Origin of the sequence: Lysinibacillus composti (genome assembly GCF_016908465.1) — a bacterium.
GTDB lineage: Bacteria > Bacillota > Bacilli > Bacillales_A > Planococcaceae > Ureibacillus > Ureibacillus composti_A.
In genome coordinates this window covers 67,892-89,049 of record NZ_JAFBDY010000006.1, presented here as the reverse complement: position 1 = coordinate 89,049, position 21,158 = coordinate 67,892, and the positions used below count along the sequence as shown (strand labels likewise).

The following is a 21,158-nucleotide window of genomic DNA, read 5'->3' as shown; positions in this document are numbered from 1 at the left end:
AGAAACGATAAACCCGCTCTTCATAGGCCCAACTAGCGGGAATTCTATAACGGAAGCCATTAAAACGTTGCATCATAAACGAGAACTGAACGAAATTACCCCCATGAATAATGTTAAACACGTTCTTCATCTACAAAAGAAGGGTATATTTTAAAGCAAGTCTTTGAATATGGCCTTCTTGCTCATTAGTCAAAAAACGTTTAGATCTGTAGGGAAATCTATTAAAGTGCTTATGATATAATTGAAATGTTAGTTTTTTTGTATCAAGGAGGTTTCGCATCATGAGATTTAATAAAGGTGTAATATTCATCTTACTAGGTGCTTCGTTTTTTGGGTTTACACCGATTTTTGCAAAAATGGGATTTAGCTACGGCTACACACTGGGCCAAATTAATATCGTACAAATGATTATTTCTTCATTGTTGTTATGGGCTTTTACGCTAATTAAACGCTCTGGCTTCAGTGGTCTTAATAAGAAGAATGTCGTTCAAATTATGGCGACCGGTTGTTTTATTGGGTTAACAAGTATTTTTTATTATGCTTCCATGCAATATCTACCGGCTTCATTGGCTATTATTTTAATGTTCCAATTTGTTTGGATTGGGATTATTTTAGAATGGATTTTCAGTAAAGTTAAACCGTCACCTGTCACGATCTTGTCCATCATTTTAATTTTAGTCGGTGTATTTTTTGCTTCGAATATATTGAATGGGGACATTAAAGGTCTTCCTATTAAAGGGATTATATTTGGTATTCTTTCTGCATTTACTTATGCAGGATTTATTTTTTTCAGCGGAAAGGTCGCTGTCAACGTGGATGCTTGGACTCGAAGCTCTTTAATGGTCACAGGGTCTACTATTTTGGTGATCTTCATATTCATGGGTGATCTCCCAACTATATTGCCATTAGAGACGAATTTATTAAAATCTGCCTTAGGTGTTTCGTTGTTTGGAGCAGTTCTTCCACCACTATTTTTCGCAGTTGGTGCACCTTTAGTTTCTGGTGGAATCGCGAATATTTTAACATCCATTGAACTTCCGATTGCCATACTTTCTGCAAGTATTATTTTGTCTGAAACAGTTACGCCGCTTCAATGGTTAGGAATTGTGATTATCCTCATCGCCATTACTTTAAATGAGCTAGCTCCTAACATAACCCGATTAAGAAAACATCAAGAAAATAGAAATGACCGTTTAAATAATTAACATATCAATCTTACCTAGTTCTAAGCAACTAGGATAAAACTGTAATCAAACTCGAAAAAACGAGCTAGATTACAGTTTTTTTGTATTAGTTATTCATTTATCCTTCACCATATCGACAACTGTAGTAGCGATAAAATATGTAATGGTTGAGATTAAAGCACCTTGCAATCCGACTATTACTAATGCCCCAAGAAAAATCAGGATATTTATTGCAAAAATGACCTCTCCAACAGAAAATGATGTTCGATTTGAGATCAGAATGGCTAACACGTCTGTCCCATCTAAAGCCCCACCATTTCGGAGGACGATCCCAATACCCATACCTAGTAAAATACCGCCCATAATCATGACTAAGAGTGAATGGCCGAATAGAAAAGAGGTGGATCCTTCTAGAAAATTTGTTGAAAGTACTAATGAAAGAATTCCTAATGTTGCAGAAAATGCAAATCGTTTCCCCAAAAATAAATAACCAAGCAGTACAAACGGAATATTTAAAATGAACAGCACAAAGCTTAATGAGAATCCAAATAGATCCGAAAGAATCATGGAAATACCAGTCACTCCACCGTCAAATAGGCCGTTTGGAATGAGGATGACTTCTAGGCTAATCGCGGCAACCATTGAACCAATCACAATCCATGGAATTTTAAAGGCGAGCTCCAATAAATAAGACTTATATAGTTTTATCACTTTCAAGTAAGTTCTCCTTTTAGTCTAGATGAAGTGGTAGTTGAAGGGAGGTTTGTTCTTTCCCATACTATTTCTATGAGTAAATTTGGAAGATAATGAACATTATGAGAAAATAGAAGGACAGAAATATATGGGGTTAATGTATTTAATAAATGAAAGTCAAAAATGAAGGATACATAAATTGTTCATAAGGAGGATTTACATGAACGAAATTACTAACCTAACACCGGTAAGTGAACTACCTAAAATAAGTAAACAAGCAAATCATGGACTTCATCAGAAGGCTATTTATGATTAGAGCAATTTTCAACTGTAACGGAATCAGAATTGTTGAAGAAGTAAATTAATTAAATTTAAGAATGCCTAGATGTGGGGGATGTGAGTTAAATGAAAAGTAAGCCAATTTATGTGGAAATTGAAATACAGGCACCGATTGATGAAGTATGGGAATATACACAAAATCCAAATTTACATGAGAAATGGGATTTACGTTTTACTTCCATTACATATAAACCGAAGTATAGCGATGAAGACCCACAACGATTTACATACATAACTAAAGTAATGCCAGGCATTTCGGTGGAAGGATGGGGTGAGAGCAAAGGAACCCATCATAAAAATAATGGGACAAGAACTTCCTCTTTGCATTTTGGTACCGACCAACGAATTTCACCGATTGCGGAAGGGAAAGGCTATTGGCAGTACAACCCTCATCAACTAGGTGTGAAGTTTTTAACACAATATGATTATGACGTTCGTTTCGGAATGATCGGTCAGATATTTGATTTGTTGTTTCGACCAATGATGGGATGGGCGACGGCACTTAGCTTTGATGTGTTAAGAAGATGGATTGAAAAAGGAGAGCTCCCAGCTGTTCAGTATCGTTCTTTCCTAGTCAACATGCTAACGAGCCTCCTTTTTTTCTTTGTTTGGTTTTATCACGGACTTGTGCCAAAAGCGATTTTTAAACATAAGGATGAATTGACGTTTTTTACAGATTTGATCGGTATGTCCAACTCATTGGCTCAAAATGCAGTCTTAATGGCAGGAATAGCAGAAATGGCCTTTGCTTTAGTCTGGCTACTTCCTATTCGGAAAAGAGCTCTATTTAGGTTGCAAATTTGGATTTTTCCAATTCTTACTTTGTGTGCAGTTTTGGCAGATGTTGAGATTATGGGGGCTGCTTTTAACCCCGTTACATTAAATGCTTCGTTGTGGGTTTTATCCATCATCGGATTTATGAATAGTAAAGATTTGCCTACCGCGAAAACCTGCAAACGGAAGCGAGGATCTGTTTCATGACAATATATCAAACAATGCTAGGGGATGATTTTCATCGACTTCATCCGATGCTAAAGCATAGATATGCACTTCCTCAAGGGGAATCATTTATTGCAACAGGTGTAATGAAGAAAATAGAAGCAGGTACAAAGTTATTGAACCCATTTTACGCGATAGCAAGCAAATTTGATTTTTTATTTCCTGAAAGTGGGGAAAATATACCGTTTACCATTCGCAACACAACCATTCCACATGCAAAAAGTGATTACGCAGTGTTATGGGAACGAACATTTTATTTTAGGGATAAGACTCGCAAGTTTGATGCGCTAATGACGATTGATCTTGCAGGTGGGGTAGTACAAGATTATTTAGGTTCACCGGCTTTATTTTATTCAGATTTAACTTTCCATGTGACGAAAGAAGGTCGCTTACTAATTCGTTCAGGAGTACAACGATTCGTATTAGGTCGCATACAACTTCCTATTCCGAAGCAATTAGAAGGTCGAGTCATTGTGGAAGAAGGGTATGATAATCTGAAGGGTGTTTATACAATTCATGTGTCGATCCATAATCCAATTGTGGGGAGGTTAATGATGTATGCTGGCGAATTTACGGAAATCCTTCGCTAATCCAATATCGCTTTTCGGTATGGGGTTGTTTATATTATGTTGCTTTTTTCAAAGCGGGCCAACTTATTTACTTTATTTAACCGTAGCTCAACTCGTGTTTGTACCAGTGATGCTGCAATGTATTATTGCCTTGAAACGAATAGAGAAGTGTATGATTGTGCTTGGCATGGTAGGGGTTGCTTGCATATCGATTTGGTCAGCTGGTTGGTTATCAGTTTTATGTGCAGTGTTATATCTTTTGTCTTCATGTACCATTGCACTTATTGGGATTAGACGTTTTTTACACCGTGGTTTTACGAATATAGCTGAGATCACAATTGATGTTGCGTTGATTTATGTCTTAGTAGGTGGATTATGGTTTTTCGCATCGATCTCAGGAATCGAAACAGGTTTTTCATCAATTATTACTTGGCTAACGGCTATTCATTTCCATTACTCAGGTTTTCTACTTAATATGTCTGTTGGGCTTTTCGGACGGATTGGTAGTGAAAGTAAGTGGTATTCACCAATTGCTATCATTTTGATGACTGGATTAATGCTTGTCGCCATGGGGATAACCTTTTCTCCGATTATTGAAATGATCTCTGTCGTTTTATATATTGGGGCGCTCTATTGTTTCCTCGTACTAGTATTCCGAACGAAAATGGCTCGGTTCCAAGGGATTTGTTTACGTTTATCAATGATTACATTGTGTGTGACGATCATATGGTCATTGTTGTATGCTTTCGGTAACTTGACGTTTATACATATTGTTTCAATAACAGATATGCTAGCGATTCACGGTTTGCTTAATTGTATATTGTTTGGTGGGTTTACAGTACTTGCATGGGTGAGTCAAACACCTGAATCAAAACAGGTGGAGTTTACGTTTTCAGTAAGTCAAATTCGTGGAAAGTTACAAACCTACGAAAAAACAGATTGGGGTCTAGTTGATAAACTAGAAGATTTTTGTGATACGTCCAAATTGCCGAAAAGTATTGTAGATTTTTATGAAAAGACAGACAGCTATCGCCTTTATGCAAGTGTTCAGTGGCGTACATGGTTTAAACCGCTTGCGTTAATATATAAAGGGTTTAGTCGGATGATGAAGCAAATTAATTTACCATTTGCCAGGAGAAAAGTCGAGATGACCGGGGAAATCGTTATGGTAGATGCATTAGAGGATGGTCGTATAAAACCTCGTGCATGGATTAGGAAAATTAACGATGAAACAGTTTTTACGGCAATTTATTCGAAACACAAATCTGATCGAACATACATGAATATTGCATTACCTCTTCCATTTTCTTCAATGAACGGCATATTGGCATTACATGAAGAAAACGGAAAACTACATTTAACAAGTAATGCAAGTGGAGATGCGGGGACTTATTTAGCGATAAAACAATTCGTCTTTCAATTGCCCATCCATGAACATTTCGTCATTGAAGAAACGTCCCCAACAACCTTAACAGCTGTCCATAACATGCATATCTTTGGAATTCACTTTCTACGCATAGATTATGAGATTGGGACAAGGGGACAGGTTCCTCGTCCCACTTTCAAAGTCATAGGTTAAACATTGCGTTACACAGGACCATAGAAGATATTTTCTACACAAACTAGCTTGATTATTTTATAAAAAATCTAGTAAATAATGGTATAATATTAGAATATAATTATTGAGTTTTATATTTGGTGGGGGATTTCAATCTAAGAGTTTCCTAATATTTTGAAAAATCGTTATTCTATAAGGAGTTGGTTCAGATGACAACAGACGTTAAAAATGCACAATTAAGCTATGGTTCACCAGATGCACCCGTGAAAGTAGAAGTCTTTTTAAATCTAGCTTGCCCATATTGCGCTACATTTTTTGAAAATGCAGACCAAACATTACAATCATATATCCAAGAGGGCAAAGTACAATACATAATCAAGCATTTTGATAAGCCACGTGAAATGCTTCTTTATGGTACACTTGCGAATTGCTTCTTTGATTACAAGGAACCAGAAAAGATTTATGATTTGATGAAAGAGTTATTCGCAAAACAAAGCGAGTGGCATGAAAAAGATAGTGATACGATTAAGAAAATGCTGACAGAACAGTATGGTTTGAAAGAAGAACCTGAAACAATCGATATCGGCCTACAAATTGTAGCAGAAGCAGTAGAACGCAACGTAAAAATGGTGCCTGCTGTTTTTATCAATGACCAAGAATTCCAATTTCCTGTTGAAATTGATGCACAACAATTAAAAGAGGAAATTGAGAAAGTTTTATAATTGGGTAATCGTTAATAACGAACTTCTTAGTTTAAGGATCTAATAACAATATAAAATTAGTGAAAACAGTAGGGGAATTGAATACCTTGCTGTTTTTTCTTTTGTCTAGGCAATTGATTAATAAAACTCAAATAAAATCAAAGAAGACATACGTTAAGCAAACAAATCTTATTTTGTTAAGGAATAAGCTTGTTATATACAAAATTATAAAAGATCTAGTCAAGGTATATTAAATGCATATATTAATACTTCTGCTCATGGTAGTTAAGTCTAATACAGAGTCATGCTTTTGAGGACCTAAGAATTGTCGAAAACATGTGCCACTTACAAATCTACAAGGGTACATTGGTCATTCTAGTAATTAGATCGGCATAAAAATGTATGCGCATTCATAGATTAGATTCATAGTTAGTAGACTAGCATAAATAGATAAGCTCGTACTCCATCTGATAAGCACGTGTCTATTATAACTACACAAAGTTTCATAGCTCATAAATTAGGAGGTAGTATATGGGAGTTTCGAATAAACGTCAAGGTGAAACTGCAAGTGTTGATGCTATTGTTATTGGGGCTGGATTTTCGGGATTGTACATGCTATATCGTTTAAGAGAGGCCGGTTTGTCTACAAGAGTATACGAGACAGCTGACGGAGTTGGTGGTGTATGGTATTGGAATCGTTATCCAGGCGCACGCTGTGATTCAGAAAGCATTTGCTATAACTATACCTTCTCTGAGGAGCTTTATAATGAATGGTCATGGTCATCTCGTTATCCTGAACAGCCTGAAATTTTGAAATATTTGAATTTCGTAGCTGATAAATTCGATCTGCGTCCTGATATCAATTTTAGCACTCGTGTAACCTCTGCTAGCTATGACGAGGGTAGTAAAAGATGGCTAATCCAAACAGACCAAGGTGACCAAATAACAGCGAAATACTTTATCACAGGGGTTGGTTGTATATCAACAGCTAACGTTCCTAATATTAAGGGGTTAGATAACTTTGATGGTGATTGGTATCACACTGGTCATTGGCCACATGAAAAGGTAGATTTCACTGGTAAACGGGTTGGGGTGATTGGAACTGGTTCGAGTGGTATTCAATCTATACCAGTAATTGCGAAGGAAGCCAAACATCTTACGGTTTTCCAACGTACACCACAATTTAGTGTGCCTGCGAAAAATTATCAATATACTCAAGAGTTTCTTCAAAAATCAAAAGAAAATTATCACGGTATGAGACATTTAATGCGTAATTCCGTCGCTGGAATGGCCATGTACTATGGAGAGAGATCCGTATTAGAAGATACTCCCGAAGAACGCCGAAAAGTGTTAGAGGCAGCTTGGGAAAAAGGCGGATGGGCAATTCTATTCGCATATAATGATCTCCTAGTTAATGAGGAAGGAAACAAACTTGTCGCGGAATTTGTACGCTCGAAAATTCGTGAGATTGTTAAGGATCCAGAAACAGCCGATAAACTAGTGCCTGACCATTATTACGGTACGAAGCGGGCCATTATTGATACGAATTACTTTGAAACATATAATCGCGAAAATGTAAGGTTAGTAGATGTGAAAAAAGCACCGATTGAGGAGATTACATCTAAAGGGATTCGTACTTCTGAGGGTGAGTTTGAATTGGATGCAATTGTGTTTGCAACTGGTTTTGATGGGATGACCGGATCATTGTTTAAGATTGATATTAAAGGTAAAAACGGTGTGTCATTAAAAGAAAAGTGGGAAAATGGTGCGAAGACGAAAACATATTTGGGATTAACTACAGCAGGATTCCCAAATCTATTTATGTTAACAGGTCCGGAAAGTCCATCCGTTTTAGGAAATATGCCCGCAGCTATTGAACAGCATGTTGAATGGGTTATAGATTGCATTAATCATCTTTGTCAGAACGAAGTGGAAGTATTTGAAGCAAAACCTGAAGCCGAAGAAAAGTGGAGTCAGCATTGTAGAGATCTAGCAGATGCAACACTTTATACAAAGACTGAATCTTGGTATACAGGTGCGAATATTGAAGGCAAGGCAAGAGGATTCCAGATCTATGTTGGTGGATATGATGGATACCGCAAAATCTGTGATGAAATAGCATCAAAAGGATACGAAGGATTTTCATTAGTTTCAAAAAGTAGTGCTAAAAATTAATTTGAAAGCGCTATCATTTCATATAGTCTGAATAAAATCTATTAATCTTTTAAGGAGGATTTTTTATTATGGCCCTTGATTCTCAAGCAAAATTTCTATTAGAACAGATGGAAGCAGCAGGTGCACCACCAATGAGTTCGCTTAGCCCAGAGGAAGCAAGATTAACAACAGATTTTAGTGCTCTAGCAGGAATTCCAGAAAAAGTTGGAAGGGTAGAAAACCAAGTAATTCCTGGACCTGGGGGTGACATCCCAGTCCGTATATATACACCTAATGGAGATGGCCCTTTCCCATCTCTTGTCTTTTACCACGGTGGTGGCTGGGTAATTGGAGATTTAGATACGGTCGACGTTCCTTGTCGGCTTTTAGCTAACCGAGCAAATTGTGTTGTCGTTTCGGTTGATTATCGATTAGCGCCAGAGCATAAATTCCCAGCGGCTGCTGACGATGCTTATGCAGCTGCGAAATGGGTAGTTGAAAATGGCCCATCCATCCAGGTTGACAGTAGCCGTGTTGCGGTAGGTGGTGACAGTGCAGGTGGAAATCTAGCTGCGGTCGTTTCTTTAATGGCTCGTGATAAAAATGAAATTGATTTAGCTTATCAATTGTTAATTTATCCTGTTACGAACCACTCCTATGAAACTGTGTCCTATAGAGACAATGCGGATGGTTATTTGTTAACAAAAGATAGCATGATTTGGTTCTGGGATCATTATTTGCGTGATCCACAAGATGGAGAGAATCCATATGCTTCTCCATTAAAGGCAGAGGATTTAAGTGGCTTACCTCCTGCACTCGTTATTACAGCAGAATTTGACCCGTTGCGTGATGAGGGAGAAGCCTATGCACAACGTCTTAAAGAAGCTGGAGTATCAGTAGAAGAAACTCGATATAATGGTATGATTCACGGCTTCTTCTGGATGCCAGGTACTTTAGAGCAAGGGATGAAAGCTGTAAACCAAGCGGCAGATGCTTTAAAGCGAGCATTTGCAAGAGAAGTTAATCGATAATTTCACAATAAATGTTAGTGCTAGGCTCCTAGAGAGTTTAGCACTTTTTTTTTGGCGGTTAGGGAGTATTAGTTTTAAGGGTATCTGCTTAAGAAAAGAAAGTGACGTGTCGTATTTTGCAAAAAGAGGTGTTTTCTAAAATGTTGTGTGAGAAGTTTGTATACATAGCCCTTTTCTTCAAGAGGAGGAAGTTTATTTTGTGGAACTTCCTGGGGGGATTGGAACATTTTCTTTACTATAAAGGATATTTGTGAGTAAAAGATAAAATAAATCTGCGTAAAAACGAGATACTAAGATGAAAAGTGAGTTTTATCATTTGGTAGGCAATAGTCGTTTTGTTTAAAGAATGGGTGAGTTGCCTTTTTGTATTTATACTAATAATTTTACTTGAGATGAGGATTAAGATGATTGGGATTTTAATGGCTATATTGACTGGTTTTTTTATTGCACTCCAAAGTGTAACAAACGCCGCAATTGGATCTGGAGTGAGTACATGGACAACCGCTATGATTACACAAGCTGTTGGAGCTACAGGCGCATTGATCATTTATTTATTTTCAAAGAAAAGTCATGTGAACGGGTTTAAAAAAGTGAAACCATTATATTTATTTGGAGGTTCTTTTGGCGCAATCGTGGTTGCTTCTAGTGTTATTGCTGTCACATTAGTAGGGGCAACTGTAGCCATTTCGTTAACATTAATCGCTCAATTGGGGACCGTCGTAATTATTGAAGCGTTAGGGGTGTTTGATGTAAGGAAACAACCTATTGCAGGAATGCAGTGGATTGGTTTGACACTCATGATGATAGGAGTAGTTTTTATAAGTTTATAGGAGGACTTACATAAAAGGGATTCTTGTTCCATGATTGTTGATTGTAACCGAAGTAGCCAAAAATATATTAATGAGGAGAAACGAAATTGATTTTAGGTGGCATTTTAGCAGTAGTTGCAGGTGCTTTTATTGGTTTACAAAATATCTTTAATCGCCATTTAAATGAGTATGTGACAGGGTGGATTGCCACTACATTTGTACTTATTACCGGTAGCATTGCATCACTTTTATTCGGGTTAATACTTGACGGAATGGATGTTTTTGATTTTAGCGGCATGAAAGTTAGTTATTGGTTTTTTGGGTTAGTGGGAATTGGGGTTATTTATTGTATGATGCAAGCAATGAAACGACTAGGACCGACAAAAGCCGTCTTAATAGGTGTGATTGCACAATTGATCTTTTCACTAATCTTTGATGTGACAGGATTTTTAGTATTGCCCCAAGTGAATTTAAAATGGGTAGATATTTTGGGAGTCGTGTTAATTATTATTGGTCTATTAATTTTCAATATGAAATCAAAAGTACAAACAAATAAATAAATATATAAATAAATGAATCGTTGTTCGTTGTACAGGTTTATCAATAAATTACAAATTTTGAGGGTAAAATAACCGCAAGAATCGCCAGAGTGTTTGCTCATTATCGAAATTCCGTCCATCGGGCTTATGAAGAGGAGTTTTATCGTTAACTGGTGGTGAAATCCCGTTCATTGAGCTTATGAAGAGGATTTAATCGTTAATCGATGGGGAAATCCCATTCATTGAACTAAAGAGGTGTTTTATGAAACAAATCATTTGGGGTTTAATTATTCTTATAATTTTGGTTATTTGTCCCTCCCAATCAAAAGCAATTACAATGCCCTGCAGTATTGTTTTAGAACCTATTGATCAAAAGCTTACAAACGCAAAGGGTTCTGCGCTCATTTATAAAGTACAATTACGTCCTCCAAGTTCTGCACGAACAAATATCAGTATTCTTGGCGTACACCTTCCAGAGCCAACTGCATTTGGAGATTATGACCGCTATGAGGGCTTTGCTTTTATTCCAAAAGAAATTAGTTGGCGTTTTATTTTATATCCTACTCCAGAACAGGATGGTCCTACGTGGGCAGGTAGATTTGATGAAATTACAGCCGAAATGGAAAATGTTGAAGTTCAGGTTCGTTTATCAAATTCTAAGAGTGAAAAATTGGGACCTGCTTTATTAAAAGGGAATATCAAAAGTTGTAAGTAAGTCTATTTGAGGACGATTGTTTATAAGAGCAATCGTTTTTTTTATTGGATGTATTCTCTAAAATTTTATATTTAATATATGAAACCTATTTCGTATTGTATTGCAATTTCGGAAAAATACTTTGAAACATCTTTTTTAGTCTACTTTGTAACCTTTTTGGAGGTATATTACACAACTATTTTTATAGAATCTAAGTTGCCACCACGTCTGCAAATTCAAATTGTGCATATGGTCGTACAACCAGAATTATTTATGGTTCAAATGCGGTAGCAGGGATGATTAGAAAAACTACTTTTCAATAGGACATTTACTCTTCAAAAAATCCACGAGATTTGGCTTTCTCGTGGATTTTTCATGAAATTATTCTGTTACTATACCCGTATTTTCTGAATCAGTGTTTTCTATATTAGGGTCTTCTGTAGTAGGTGTTGTTGACTCTTCACTGATCTTTTCAACTGAAATCCACCAACCATCTTCTTCACTATATTCAACAACGATTTTAGCATTAATATCTTCGAAAATCATTTCGCCTTCTTTGACAGGATAAACTGTCATAACTAAATCATAATCATCGCTACTAATGTCGGATGGAATAGGATACATAGTAACAAATTCTACTAATTCATTACTATTAATAAATTCGTTAAACTTTTCATCTGCTTCTTCTTCGCTCACTCCAATAGTTGCGAAATCGTCAAATATGGAATCAACATATTGGTAATGATAATAACCGAATCCATAGTCTTCCATTTTGTAAATCATATTAGCAAACTGTGAACGGTTAATAGGTTTGTTAGGGTATAAATTACCATCTTTATAACCACCCAAGACACCAAAGTACTCTAGTGTTTCTAGTTCATCATTCCATTGCCCATTTTTAAAATCGTAGCCATCGAAAATATCGTTAGATTTTACTAAATTAGATTCACCAAAATTGCTTTTTAACGAAGCATATCCTTCAGAATGGATTACGGGAATACCGTATGCCTTCATTAGGATTCCAGCCATTTGTCCACGAGTTAATTGATCGTTTACTCCAAACTTTCCATTTCCATACCCACCAATAACTCCGTAATTTTCAAGAGCTGCAACATATTTATAAAATTGATGGGTTTTAGGTACATCTGTAAAGCCTGGATTCTCAATATTTGAAACATCTAAACCTAGAATTTTAGCAAAGATACTAGCAAATTGCCCACGTGTTATATTTTCGTAAGGTCTAAATTTCGGTAATGTCTTACTAATAGCATTTTGCTCGATTAAGAAATCGACTGAATTATAGAAGTTGTCAGTCTTTTTAACATCTTTGTAGTGTACTTCCGCTGCTGCTGCACCGCCCACTGAAGATAATAGCATTGCACTTGCAAGTCCAACTGTTGTAATTGCTTTTGATATCGTTTTCATGTTTCACCTCTTAAGTTGATAAAAGAATCATAATATAAAATATTTAAAATTACTTTAGGTAATTTATGGTGTTTTAATATTGTTGAGATATTATGTTCTTGTTCAATGAAGGAGTGGGTTGAACAATTGATTTTATTGTTTTTGTACATACTATTTGTAATATTAAAAGTTTTCATCTTGTTGCTAATTTCAATGATTTGTTTTGTACATAAAGAACAGAAAAGGGGTATATAATGTTAAGTTTTATCGGTTGCGGAAGTGCCTGTAATACAAATTTAGGGAATAATGCAGCGTTTATTAAAAAGGATCGTGTACTTTTTCTGATTGATTGTGGCAGCAGTACTTTTAGTAAAATTCATCAAAGTCAATTATTAAAAGATGTAGAGGAAATTTGTGTTCTGTTAACACATACTCATCCAGATCATGTTGGCTCATTAGGAGACCTAATTTTTTATGGATATTATGTAATGGGAACTTTAGCAGAGAATAATGTACATGTTTATGCACCGAAAAAATTGAAAATTCGAGCACTTTTAAAAATGATGGGTGTTGAGGAAAAAACTTATAACTTAACAGAATTTGATGCTCAAGAGGCCTATAAATATGGGAACTTTCAAATTAATTTTGAAGCTGTACAAGTAAAACATGTAAAAGATTTAGATTGCTTTAGTTATATATTACATTATGAAAATAAGACAACTTATTATAGTGGAGACTGTAACGATATCCCACGCCACATTCTCGACATACTTCATGATGGTAAATTTGATGTGTTTTATCAAGATACTTGTAAGGCAGATTATAATGATAATCCACATCTTTCGTTAAGAAAATTAGATGAACTTATAGAGTGGAAAATTAGAGATCGAGTGTATTGCATGCACCTAGATGCTGGATTTCCAAAAGATATAGCATTAAAATTGGGTTTTAATATAGTAGAGCCTTTTATGTCATACAATTTAGAATGATATTTAGAAATTGAAACTTGATAAACTATAACAGCTTGGCACCTTTCCACAAGTAGAAAGGTGTTTTTTTGTCTTTTGTGAATATATTGTAACCTTAGTTTTATAACTCTATATTTATAGCATTTATATTCTATTAGATAGAAAAATTTGTATATAGTGAGAAATCCTTATATTTTATATTGGATAATTATGGTAGAATATAAACAATCTGTAAATTAGGGAGGAAACGTTTTGAAAAAATTAGGAAAAGTAGGAATACTTGTCACATCAACAGCCCTTTCATTTGGAGTACTATCTTCTGTCGCAAATGCACAAACACCTATAGAGAATCAACCAGAAAGAGTTGCAATTGAAGTAGCATCGACAGAGACAACAATCTCGAAAAATACGTTAATTAAAAAGTTAAAAGAACTGTTCCCAAAACAATTTGATTTTTTATCAAGTAATGATTTTTATATGAGTAATGGTCATTACTATCCAGATGATGAGCGAATTCGCTATGATTTAAGCTTCCACAAAACAGTAAAAGGAAAAGATCTTTATGGAAGCATTGTATTTGTTGGGGATGATTTAGAGCTTGAAACTTTCCATTTCGAACCTCTTAATACAGCAGATGCACTTTTCCCTGCAAAAGTATCGAAAGAAGAGGCAGAGAAGATCGCTGTTTCGTTTTTGAATAAAATGGCGAAGGGAAAAGAATTTGAAATAGATAAAGATACTATTGATTATTCCTATTATTCTAATCAATTAATTACAGAACCAGTACGCTATGAATTTAGATTTGTACAAAAGAAAAATAATGTTCCACTAGCAGACCAACAAATTCAACTAACTATTCTTGGAAATGGTGAGGTTGTTAGCTTCTATCGTTATGCTGAAGATGCAAAAGATGCAACTTTCGATAAAATAGAAGAGATTAAAAGTGAAAACGAATTATTACAAAAGATAAAAGATAATTTAGATGTCAGCTTAAGATATCAAGTGATCACGGATTATCGCACGGGTGATGAATCGATTGCACTGATTTATAGTCCAAACGTCAAATATGGTGTAAATGCAATTTCTGGTGACTGGCAAACGGCTAATGATTTTACAAAAGAAGTACCAAAAGAAGCGAAAATTGAAAAGTTAGCTGCAAAACCTTTGCCAGCAAGACAAGCCAATATGACAGTAGAACAGGCAAAAAAGGCTGCTGAACAACTGTTGAAAATAGACTCAGATAAAGTAAAATTAACTATTTCATCCGTTGAAGAAGTAAATTATGGTAACGAAGACTTATTAAGTGTTCAATACTCATACGATTGGGCATACGGTGGCATGGGTTCTAGCATTGAATTTAATAAGGCCACAGGTGAAATAGTCTCTTATCACGACATGAAGCGAGATATCTTAATAGAAAGTGGCGAAAGCGCAGGTAATAAAGGAAAACTTACTGAACAACAAGCATTGGCTAAAGCATTGGATTATTTAAAAGAATGGGTTCCATCGTATTTAAATAATTATGCAAAACCAATTGATGAACCATCTTTCTTTGAATCTCAAGGAACTTATTACTTTACATTCCCTCGAGTAGTCAATGGAATTTTAGTTGAAGGGCATCAAATCAATGTTGGAGTAGGGACTAATGGTTCAGTAAATAGTTTATATATTAATCACCGCGATAATGTGGACTGGCCATCACCAGAAGAAGTTGTTTCAAAAGAAGATGCAAAAAATAAATTAACCGATGCGTTAAGCTTAAAACTTCAATATATCAAACAAGGAAATGATCCAAAAGACCATGATTATAAATTAGTTTATACACCTATTTATAACGGAGAGGCTTATAGTTATTTAGATGCGAACACAGGGGAATGGAGTAATTTATTTAGAAAAAATGATACACCTGTTTTGACACATCCGACTGCAGAAGCTGAATTAAATTATTTGCTTCAAAACCGCATGTTAGAAATTAAAGATGCAGCATCATTTAATGCAGATAGCTCAATGACGAATGGGGAAGCACTGAAGTTATTAGTGAAGTCATTGTCTTATTTCTATGAGTTCGACACAAGAGCTGCAGAAGAAAATGCAAATCAAACATATGCAAATATTGGTCCTGATCATCCTTACTATTCGATTGTAGAGAGAGCTGTTAGAATAGGCATTATTAATGCAGATGAGACCTTTAAGGCTGATGCAAAACTTACACGTGAACAGCTAGCAGTTTGGTATATTCGAGCACTAGGTCTTGAAACAGCAGCGAAAAAACATGATATTTATAAATTATCATTTGCTGACTCAAGCAAAATACAAAATGAATATAGAGGATATGTAGCGTTAGCAGATGCATTAGAATTAGTAAGCGCCCAAAAGAACCAATTTAATCCAAAAGGTGAAGTAACTTATGCTGATGTTGCCGTATCAATATTCAGCTTAGCTCAAGCAATCCATGAAACGGGCATACCATTTAATCAGTATTAATTAAAAATTACCTCTTGAAAGTTAGTTGTAACTTTCGAGAGGTTTTTTTAGTTTGTGAAATTCACATTAGAACAATTGCATTGAACCGTAGCGGGTAATCGGTTTTAGTATTTTATTTTTTTATGGAAAGTTGAAGAGCTAATAACCTTGAGTAAAAATCATTACTTTATTGGAACAAATTATCATAGAAGACGTTTTAAAAAATAACCGGCTTAATTCGTTTAAATTAAAAAATATCTAAAATTCTACTGAATGAAGGGAAGTTATTCCGTTTATCTTAGCCAAATCTTTGAAAATAGCCTTTTTAAAGCAGTTAATCGGTATTTCTTCGCTTATTTCTAATTCTAAGCCCCCACACTATACTTTAGACGGAAATTCTCCGCTCATTATCTTATTACCTACTAAGAAATAAAAAAGCATATACATAAACATTTTACTTGAAAAGAGGAGATTGTTTGAAAGAAATATACAAATACCTTTTAGGCTTGGTAGCCGTCATTGCCATTGTTTTTGGCTTTGTACAATATCAATTGCATTCTACTGAAAAAGCAGTACAAAACTATTTATTAGAAAATGAAGGACTTTCTGCAATGAATATCGAGACAGAACCATTCATAGCGAATTTAGCTGGAGATAAAAATTGGATGGTTTCTGTGAAGGTTGATGACGACGCTAAAACTTATAGTTACTTTTTAAATAATAAAGGCAATGTAGTTTTAGAATCATACGTTGAGAATGGTGTTGTCAAGGTTGTAAACCAAGTAATGAACTAAATGCATTGGTAAAAAGTCATAAATTATTGGGGTGAGAGATATGATTGATGGCTTAATCGTGGTGCTTTTGTACTTGGACTAATAGCTTGGATTCTTCCGATTCTCAGTATCAATAGAAAAAACTGTATATCATAATCGAGCAACAAATAAAAATTAAATATTAGTAATGAAAAGAGGAGCAATATCACAAGAGTTGAATTTGCTTTTCTTTTTTATTATCAAAACCCCAATATTATACAATATCCCTGTTTATAATTTATAAAAATACTGTAATTTACAAGGAAAAATTAAAAAATACGGGAATTTTTTAACTATTCTCATTGTTCTTAGTATATAATTATGTAAGACGTTATTATCTTTAATCTGTAAATTTTGAAAAAACAAATAGAATTCTAGTAGTTTTATTATTCGGAATTTTCCTTATAATGAAAAATGCAAAAAAATGACTATGAAATTGATTAGTTTAGAAATATAATTGTAACCTATCATATGTACATAGAATAATAAGGAGACCTTAAAGTGAATAACATCTTAAGAATCGGAAGCGCCTTTATCGGAGTAATCGTGGGTGCTGGTTTTGCATCAGGACAAGAAATTTTACAGTACTTTACTAGTTTTGGAATTTTGGGTATTTTCGGAGCCATTCTATCAACCGCTCTTTTTTCATTTATTGGAATGGTCCTTGTTTGGCTTGGGAGTTATACTCAAACAAACTCACATAAAGATGTCATTTACAGAATAAGTGGACGATACCTAGGGACACTCATAGACTATATTTTGATTTTTACGTTATTTGGAGTCGGGGTCGTTATGATTGCAGGTGCAGGTTCTAACCTGAATCAACAGTTTGGATTACCATTTTTTGTTGGATCGACTCTTATGACAATCTTCGTTATTTTAACGGGATTATTGAAAGTAAACCGTGTAGTTTCAATTATTGGGGGTATTACACCGTTTCTTATTTTCTTCGTTGTACTTATTTCAATTTATAGTTTACTATCGATGGATGCGTCATTTGCGTCACTGAACGAAGTTGCTCAAGCCACACCTACAACTCTACCAAACTGGTTTATTTCTAGTATTAATTATGTTTCATTTAATGTTGCAGTAGGCGCCTCGATGTCCATTGTTATGGGGGGAACTGAAAAGAATCCAAAGATTGCAGCAAAAGGTGGATTATTGGGTGGCCTTGTACTTGGAATCATGATTATTTTAAGTCATCTAGCCATCTTTTCTAAAATCGGAGATGTTGGCACTTTAGATATGCCGATGCTTGGAATTGTAAGTAATTTATCACCTGTATTAGGGCTGATCATGTCTTTAGTTATTTTTGGAATGATCTATAATACTGCGATTGGCATGTTCTTCTCGTTTACTGCTCGTTTTGCAGAGTCAGGAACAAAGAAGTTTAAAATCTTCTTTATCATCACGATGATCGTTGGATATTTAGCAAGCTACGTTGGATTTACTCAACTTGTAAGTTATTTTTATCCATTAATTGGTTACCTAGGAATCGTCTTAATGTTTGCTCTTGTTGCTGCTCCTTTTATTATTAAGAAACAGGACAAAAGTAAGTAATAGACAAAAATTAGTTATAACCCGTAAATAGTATTCAAATAAAAGCAGTACCCTTTGATCCAAATAATTTTTGGAGATTGGGTACTGCTTTTTTGTGTAGTGTTTGACGCAAGGTACAAATCACTGAACGAACAAAGGAGTTTCAAGGACAGATAAAGCATGGCCAAGCGCACAATGCAAAACACCAGATGCGCATAAGGACCTTAAGTGTACAAACCACCACTAATGATTTTCGTTCCTCGCTATAATGCTTTTCTTAATAATCTTTTAATTTCATCGAGCTCTTTCGATATCTGATTTAATTGTAGTTGAACATTATTTTGACCATCAGCTGCATTTTGTTTTACTTGAGCCTTTTCTTGGGCGGCAATTACTTGGGAGTATACAACAATGGCTTCGCCAACAAGAACAACTAAATTTCCTAAAATCTCAATTTTATCTGATGCATTTTCACTTCCAATTTGTGAAGCAGTTGTTTCTTCTTGAAAGAATCGTTCTTCAGGATTGTTTCTCATATTCATCTATTGCTCGCTCCCTTTTTTTAAAGTTAACTGTATGGAAAGCTGATCCTAGACTCCGGCTGATCAACTTGTTAATCCATGATTTTTAAAACAAATAGTTCGCTCATTAGTATCTAAAGGCATTTTATGCAATAGATGTGGTGGGAATCATATAATTCGTCACTTTACTGAATAATTCATTGTGAAAACATTCATTTTCTATATGTACGAGGAACTTATCCAACAATCAACATCGCTTTATAACTGTAACTGCATTTGAATTCAGAAGATTATGATAGAATGAGAGGGAACGATAAGATGGACTATCATAATATAAATGTTTAATTAACTAATATAGATTATTTTTTGGAGGAACCAAATGGATGAACGTGATTGGCAGATTTTAAACATTCTTTATGATTTTGTACTGAGATGTTCTTCCATGTGGCGTCTATTAACATTCCTCCATTTCTCTGGACTCCTATCGAAAATACAACTAATGCTTTTTGGCAATTGCACTAATTACACTCGGTGCCCAGAGTGCTTTTTTAAAAATTAAACGATTGACAACTCCACTCGTCTTAAGTCTCCTCGGAAGACTAATATTATCACCTTGTATTGCTTTTATAGTGATTTTTATTCTAAATTAGAAGGTACAACAGCACAGGCATTGTTGATTGCTAGCTCTTTTCCTACTTCAAGAAATAGCTCTCTTTTTGCACTAGAATATGTTAACCATCCTGAATATGCTGCACAAGTTGTCTTATTGTCTACCCTATGTAGCATGATTACAGTTACGACAGTTATCTATTTATCTAAAATAATATTTTTGTAAAGAATTAATTCGTTACTATCAACTCACTTAAAAAAATCGCCTCACACAGTGTAATACTAGTGTTGAAGGGATTTTTCTTAGTTTATTTTCCATAGAGTAAGTATCTTTGTAATTAAGGTCTTATAATAGGATATTTTAAAGTTCCGGAAGTGGATAATTACTAAATTAGTAGTAATAATTCATGAACGCTGTACCTACGATAATTAAAAGGATAAATAAAACAACTAATAATGCAAATCCATTATTGTTGTAGTCGTAGCGATCATAATCGTTTGACATATTATTTCACCCCCTCATTTCAATAATAATTTATGTGTTTATTCATCTTGTGTATGGTATAAGTGCGGAATTTTTAAAATTAAGCAAAGTCTCTTGAAAGATATAATTTTCAAACATAATAAAAAACTCGTCAGTAATGAACGAGTTTTACCTAAACTTTTTGCTTACTGTAAAAAAATCTTAACATAGAACGATTATCCGGTAAGGTGTGGTTTGAGCAGGGATACTTCTTGTGGACGCTCCATAGAAAACAATTAAATCACGATTTCCTGGATATCTTGAAAAGCGTTGCCCGTTTGTTAGTAAAAGTTGGGTATAAGGCGATAAATGTAATAGTAACTGGCCATCACTACTCACCAATTGGTTATTAAAATAATCAACCTTTACATTTTGGTCAGGATTATCTTTAACCATGACAATGGCTTGATATTGTGGAGGGTAAATTAGAATCGCTGGTAGATCTCCGTCATAATAACCTGTGACTCGATCTCCTACCATAACCATTTCATGATCTACAAAATAAGTTGACGGTGAAACTACAAAATTAACAATTAACCCCTCTTCATTTTCTAATGTAAATAATTGAGTACAACCTTCGCCATTTTGGCCTGTGAAAAATTCACTAATCATCGTGACAGTTCCAGTAAACGAATAAAAATTTGTCATACGAAACCTCCAAAATAAAATGGTAGGGGTACTTTGGGATTAGGTGCCATTGTTCCCTAGGGTTGGAAAAATCCCATTTTTTCACTCCTAAATTGTTAGTTCTAAACAGTATATGTAGTGATGGAAAATAAGGATTCTTTGGAGTTATCGCCCTTATTTGTGACGAAATCATCCTAATATGTGAAGTTATCGCCCTTATTTGTGACGAAATCATCCTAATATGTGAAGTTATCGCCCTTATTTGTGACGAAATCATCCTAATATGTGAAGTTATCGTCCCTTTTTGTGACAAATGACCCCAATTTAAAAAGATATCTCCCAACTATTTAAATTCTTCCAATTACTTGAAACTTTAGATTCCAGTTTACGTAAAGTAAGTAAGCAAATTTTTACAGTCATCT

The 21,158-nt window shown here is 34.8% G+C and carries 20 protein-coding genes; 14 read left to right on the top strand and 6 right to left on the bottom strand.

What is annotated here, in order from left to right:
- Nucleotides 1-281 precede the first annotated feature (281 nt).
- Complete coding sequence (locus JOD29_RS08660; RefSeq protein ID WP_124764224.1) at nucleotides 282-1,205, top strand: EamA family transporter; 924 nt, start codon at nucleotides 282-284, stop codon at nucleotides 1,203-1,205.
- 93 nt (nucleotides 1,206-1,298) lie between these two features.
- On the opposite strand, the gene JOD29_RS08655 is transcribed toward JOD29_RS08660, so the two are convergent.
- A complete protein-coding gene (locus tag JOD29_RS08655; RefSeq protein ID WP_240033604.1) occupies nucleotides 1,299-1,895 on the bottom strand; it encodes a YitT family protein in 597 nt (198 codons plus the stop codon).
- A gap of 387 nt (nucleotides 1,896-2,282) precedes the next feature.
- Between JOD29_RS08655 and JOD29_RS08650 the strand changes: the two genes are divergently transcribed.
- From JOD29_RS08650 to JOD29_RS08610, 9 genes are all read left to right on the top strand, one after another.
- Nucleotides 2,283-3,197, top strand: a complete 915-nt coding sequence (locus tag JOD29_RS08650; RefSeq protein ID WP_124764222.1) for a DoxX-like family protein — start codon at nucleotides 2,283-2,285, stop codon at nucleotides 3,195-3,197.
- Nucleotides 3,194-3,805 carry a DUF4166 domain-containing protein gene (locus JOD29_RS08645; protein WP_124764221.1) on the top strand — a complete coding sequence of 204 codons (612 nt, stop codon included), beginning with the start codon at nucleotides 3,194-3,196 and terminating at the stop codon, nucleotides 3,803-3,805. The genes JOD29_RS08650 and JOD29_RS08645 overlap by 4 nt, the downstream gene beginning before the upstream one ends.
- Complete coding sequence (locus tag JOD29_RS08640) at nucleotides 3,774-5,363, top strand: YndJ family protein (RefSeq protein ID WP_124764220.1); 1,590 nt, start codon at nucleotides 3,774-3,776, stop codon at nucleotides 5,361-5,363. The genes JOD29_RS08645 and JOD29_RS08640 overlap by 32 nt, the downstream gene beginning before the upstream one ends.
- Before the next feature lie 188 nt (nucleotides 5,364-5,551).
- Nucleotides 5,552-6,064: a thioredoxin domain-containing protein gene (locus JOD29_RS08635; protein WP_124764219.1), complete on the top strand. Its 513-nt coding sequence runs from the start codon at nucleotides 5,552-5,554 to the stop codon at nucleotides 6,062-6,064.
- Nucleotides 6,065-6,574: 510 nt separating this feature from the next.
- Nucleotides 6,575-8,218, top strand: coding sequence for a flavin-containing monooxygenase (locus tag JOD29_RS08630; RefSeq protein ID WP_124764218.1), 1,644 nt, complete (start codon nucleotides 6,575-6,577; stop codon nucleotides 8,216-8,218).
- A gap of 68 nt (nucleotides 8,219-8,286) precedes the next feature.
- Nucleotides 8,287-9,228 carry an alpha/beta hydrolase gene (locus JOD29_RS08625; protein ID WP_124764217.1) on the top strand — a complete coding sequence of 314 codons (942 nt, stop codon included), beginning with the start codon at nucleotides 8,287-8,289 and terminating at the stop codon, nucleotides 9,226-9,228.
- A gap of 404 nt (nucleotides 9,229-9,632) precedes the next feature.
- Nucleotides 9,633-10,058 (top strand): DMT family transporter, encoded by a 426-nt coding sequence (locus JOD29_RS08620; RefSeq protein ID WP_158610543.1) that lies wholly within the window; start codon nucleotides 9,633-9,635, stop codon nucleotides 10,056-10,058.
- A gap of 86 nt (nucleotides 10,059-10,144) precedes the next feature.
- Entirely contained in the window at nucleotides 10,145-10,597 is a 453-nt protein-coding gene (locus tag JOD29_RS08615; protein ID WP_124764215.1) for a DMT family transporter, read from the top strand.
- Nucleotides 10,598-10,838: 241 nt separating this feature from the next.
- Nucleotides 10,839-11,291, top strand: coding sequence for a YoqH family protein (locus tag JOD29_RS08610; RefSeq protein ID WP_124764214.1), 453 nt, complete (start codon nucleotides 10,839-10,841; stop codon nucleotides 11,289-11,291).
- A gap of 360 nt (nucleotides 11,292-11,651) precedes the next feature.
- Here the strand turns inward: JOD29_RS08610 and JOD29_RS08605 are convergent, their stop codons facing one another.
- On the bottom strand, nucleotides 11,652-12,695 hold the full coding sequence (locus tag JOD29_RS08605; protein ID WP_124764213.1) for an S-layer homology domain-containing protein: 1,044 nt from the start codon (nucleotides 12,693-12,695) through the stop codon (nucleotides 11,652-11,654).
- Nucleotides 12,696-12,928: 233 nt separating this feature from the next.
- Here JOD29_RS08605 and JOD29_RS08600 point away from each other — a divergent pair, with 233 nt between their 5' ends.
- The 4 genes from JOD29_RS08600 to JOD29_RS08585 all read left to right on the top strand — a co-directional run bounded on the left by JOD29_RS08600 (nucleotide 12,929) and on the right by JOD29_RS08585 (nucleotide 18,477).
- Nucleotides 12,929-13,663 (top strand): MBL fold metallo-hydrolase, encoded by a 735-nt coding sequence (locus JOD29_RS08600; protein ID WP_124764212.1) that lies wholly within the window; start codon nucleotides 12,929-12,931, stop codon nucleotides 13,661-13,663.
- A 231-nt stretch (nucleotides 13,664-13,894) separates the two neighbouring features.
- Nucleotides 13,895-16,126: a YcdB/YcdC domain-containing protein gene (locus JOD29_RS08595; RefSeq protein WP_124764211.1), complete on the top strand. Its 2,232-nt coding sequence runs from the start codon at nucleotides 13,895-13,897 to the stop codon at nucleotides 16,124-16,126.
- Nucleotides 16,127-16,581: 455 nt separating this feature from the next.
- A complete protein-coding gene (locus JOD29_RS08590) occupies nucleotides 16,582-16,899 on the top strand; it encodes a hypothetical protein (RefSeq protein WP_124764210.1) in 318 nt (105 codons plus the stop codon).
- Nucleotides 16,900-17,418: 519 nt separating this feature from the next.
- Nucleotides 17,419-18,477, top strand: coding sequence for a YkvI family membrane protein (locus JOD29_RS08585; protein WP_124764209.1), 1,059 nt, complete (start codon nucleotides 17,419-17,421; stop codon nucleotides 18,475-18,477).
- A gap of 242 nt (nucleotides 18,478-18,719) precedes the next feature.
- On the opposite strand, the gene JOD29_RS08580 is transcribed toward JOD29_RS08585, so the two are convergent.
- The 4 genes from JOD29_RS08580 to JOD29_RS08565 all read right to left on the bottom strand — a co-directional run bounded on the left by JOD29_RS08580 (nucleotide 18,720) and on the right by JOD29_RS08565 (nucleotide 20,757).
- Entirely contained in the window at nucleotides 18,720-18,998 is a 279-nt protein-coding gene (locus JOD29_RS08580) for a hypothetical protein (protein ID WP_124764208.1), read from the bottom strand.
- 615 nt (nucleotides 18,999-19,613) lie between these two features.
- Nucleotides 19,614-19,763 carry a hypothetical protein gene (locus tag JOD29_RS08575; RefSeq protein ID WP_158610542.1) on the bottom strand — a complete coding sequence of 50 codons (150 nt, stop codon included), beginning with the start codon at nucleotides 19,761-19,763 and terminating at the stop codon, nucleotides 19,614-19,616.
- A 214-nt stretch (nucleotides 19,764-19,977) separates the two neighbouring features.
- Nucleotides 19,978-20,091 (bottom strand): YjcZ family sporulation protein, encoded by a 114-nt coding sequence (locus tag JOD29_RS08570; RefSeq protein WP_124764207.1) that lies wholly within the window; start codon nucleotides 20,089-20,091, stop codon nucleotides 19,978-19,980.
- A 180-nt stretch (nucleotides 20,092-20,271) separates the two neighbouring features.
- Entirely contained in the window at nucleotides 20,272-20,757 is a 486-nt protein-coding gene (locus JOD29_RS08565) for a hypothetical protein (protein WP_124764206.1), read from the bottom strand.
- Nucleotides 20,758-21,158: the final 401 nt, after the last annotated feature.

Excerpts from the sequence above, each read along its gene's own strand:
- JOD29_RS08645 (WP_124764221.1), top strand. The coding sequence starts at position 3,194 with ATGACAATATATCAAACAATGCTAGGGGATGATTTTCATCGACTTCAT.
- JOD29_RS08575 (WP_158610542.1), bottom strand. The coding sequence starts at position 19,763 with ATGCTACATAGGGTAGACAATAAGACAACTTGTGCAGCATATTCAGGA.
- JOD29_RS08660 (WP_124764224.1), top strand. The coding sequence starts at position 282 with ATGAGATTTAATAAAGGTGTAATATTCATCTTACTAGGTGCTTCGTTT.
- JOD29_RS08625 (WP_124764217.1), top strand. The coding sequence starts at position 8,287 with ATGGCCCTTGATTCTCAAGCAAAATTTCTATTAGAACAGATGGAAGCA.
- JOD29_RS08605 (WP_124764213.1), bottom strand. The coding sequence starts at position 12,695 with ATGAAAACGATATCAAAAGCAATTACAACAGTTGGACTTGCAAGTGCA.
- JOD29_RS08635 (WP_124764219.1), top strand. The coding sequence starts at position 5,552 with ATGACAACAGACGTTAAAAATGCACAATTAAGCTATGGTTCACCAGAT.
- JOD29_RS08570 (WP_124764207.1), bottom strand. The coding sequence starts at position 20,091 with ATGTCAAACGATTATGATCGCTACGACTACAACAATAATGGATTTGCA.
- JOD29_RS08630 (WP_124764218.1), top strand. The coding sequence starts at position 6,575 with ATGGGAGTTTCGAATAAACGTCAAGGTGAAACTGCAAGTGTTGATGCT.
- JOD29_RS08620 (WP_158610543.1), top strand. The coding sequence starts at position 9,633 with ATGATTGGGATTTTAATGGCTATATTGACTGGTTTTTTTATTGCACTC.
- JOD29_RS08640 (WP_124764220.1), top strand. The coding sequence starts at position 3,774 with ATGCTGGCGAATTTACGGAAATCCTTCGCTAATCCAATATCGCTTTTC.
- JOD29_RS08650 (WP_124764222.1), top strand. The coding sequence starts at position 2,283 with ATGAAAAGTAAGCCAATTTATGTGGAAATTGAAATACAGGCACCGATT.
- JOD29_RS08580 (WP_124764208.1), bottom strand. The coding sequence starts at position 18,998 with ATGAATATGAGAAACAATCCTGAAGAACGATTCTTTCAAGAAGAAACA.
- JOD29_RS08600 (WP_124764212.1), top strand. The coding sequence starts at position 12,929 with ATGTTAAGTTTTATCGGTTGCGGAAGTGCCTGTAATACAAATTTAGGG.
- JOD29_RS08565 (WP_124764206.1), bottom strand. The coding sequence starts at position 20,757 with ATGACAAATTTTTATTCGTTTACTGGAACTGTCACGATGATTAGTGAA.
- JOD29_RS08610 (WP_124764214.1), top strand. The coding sequence starts at position 10,839 with ATGAAACAAATCATTTGGGGTTTAATTATTCTTATAATTTTGGTTATT.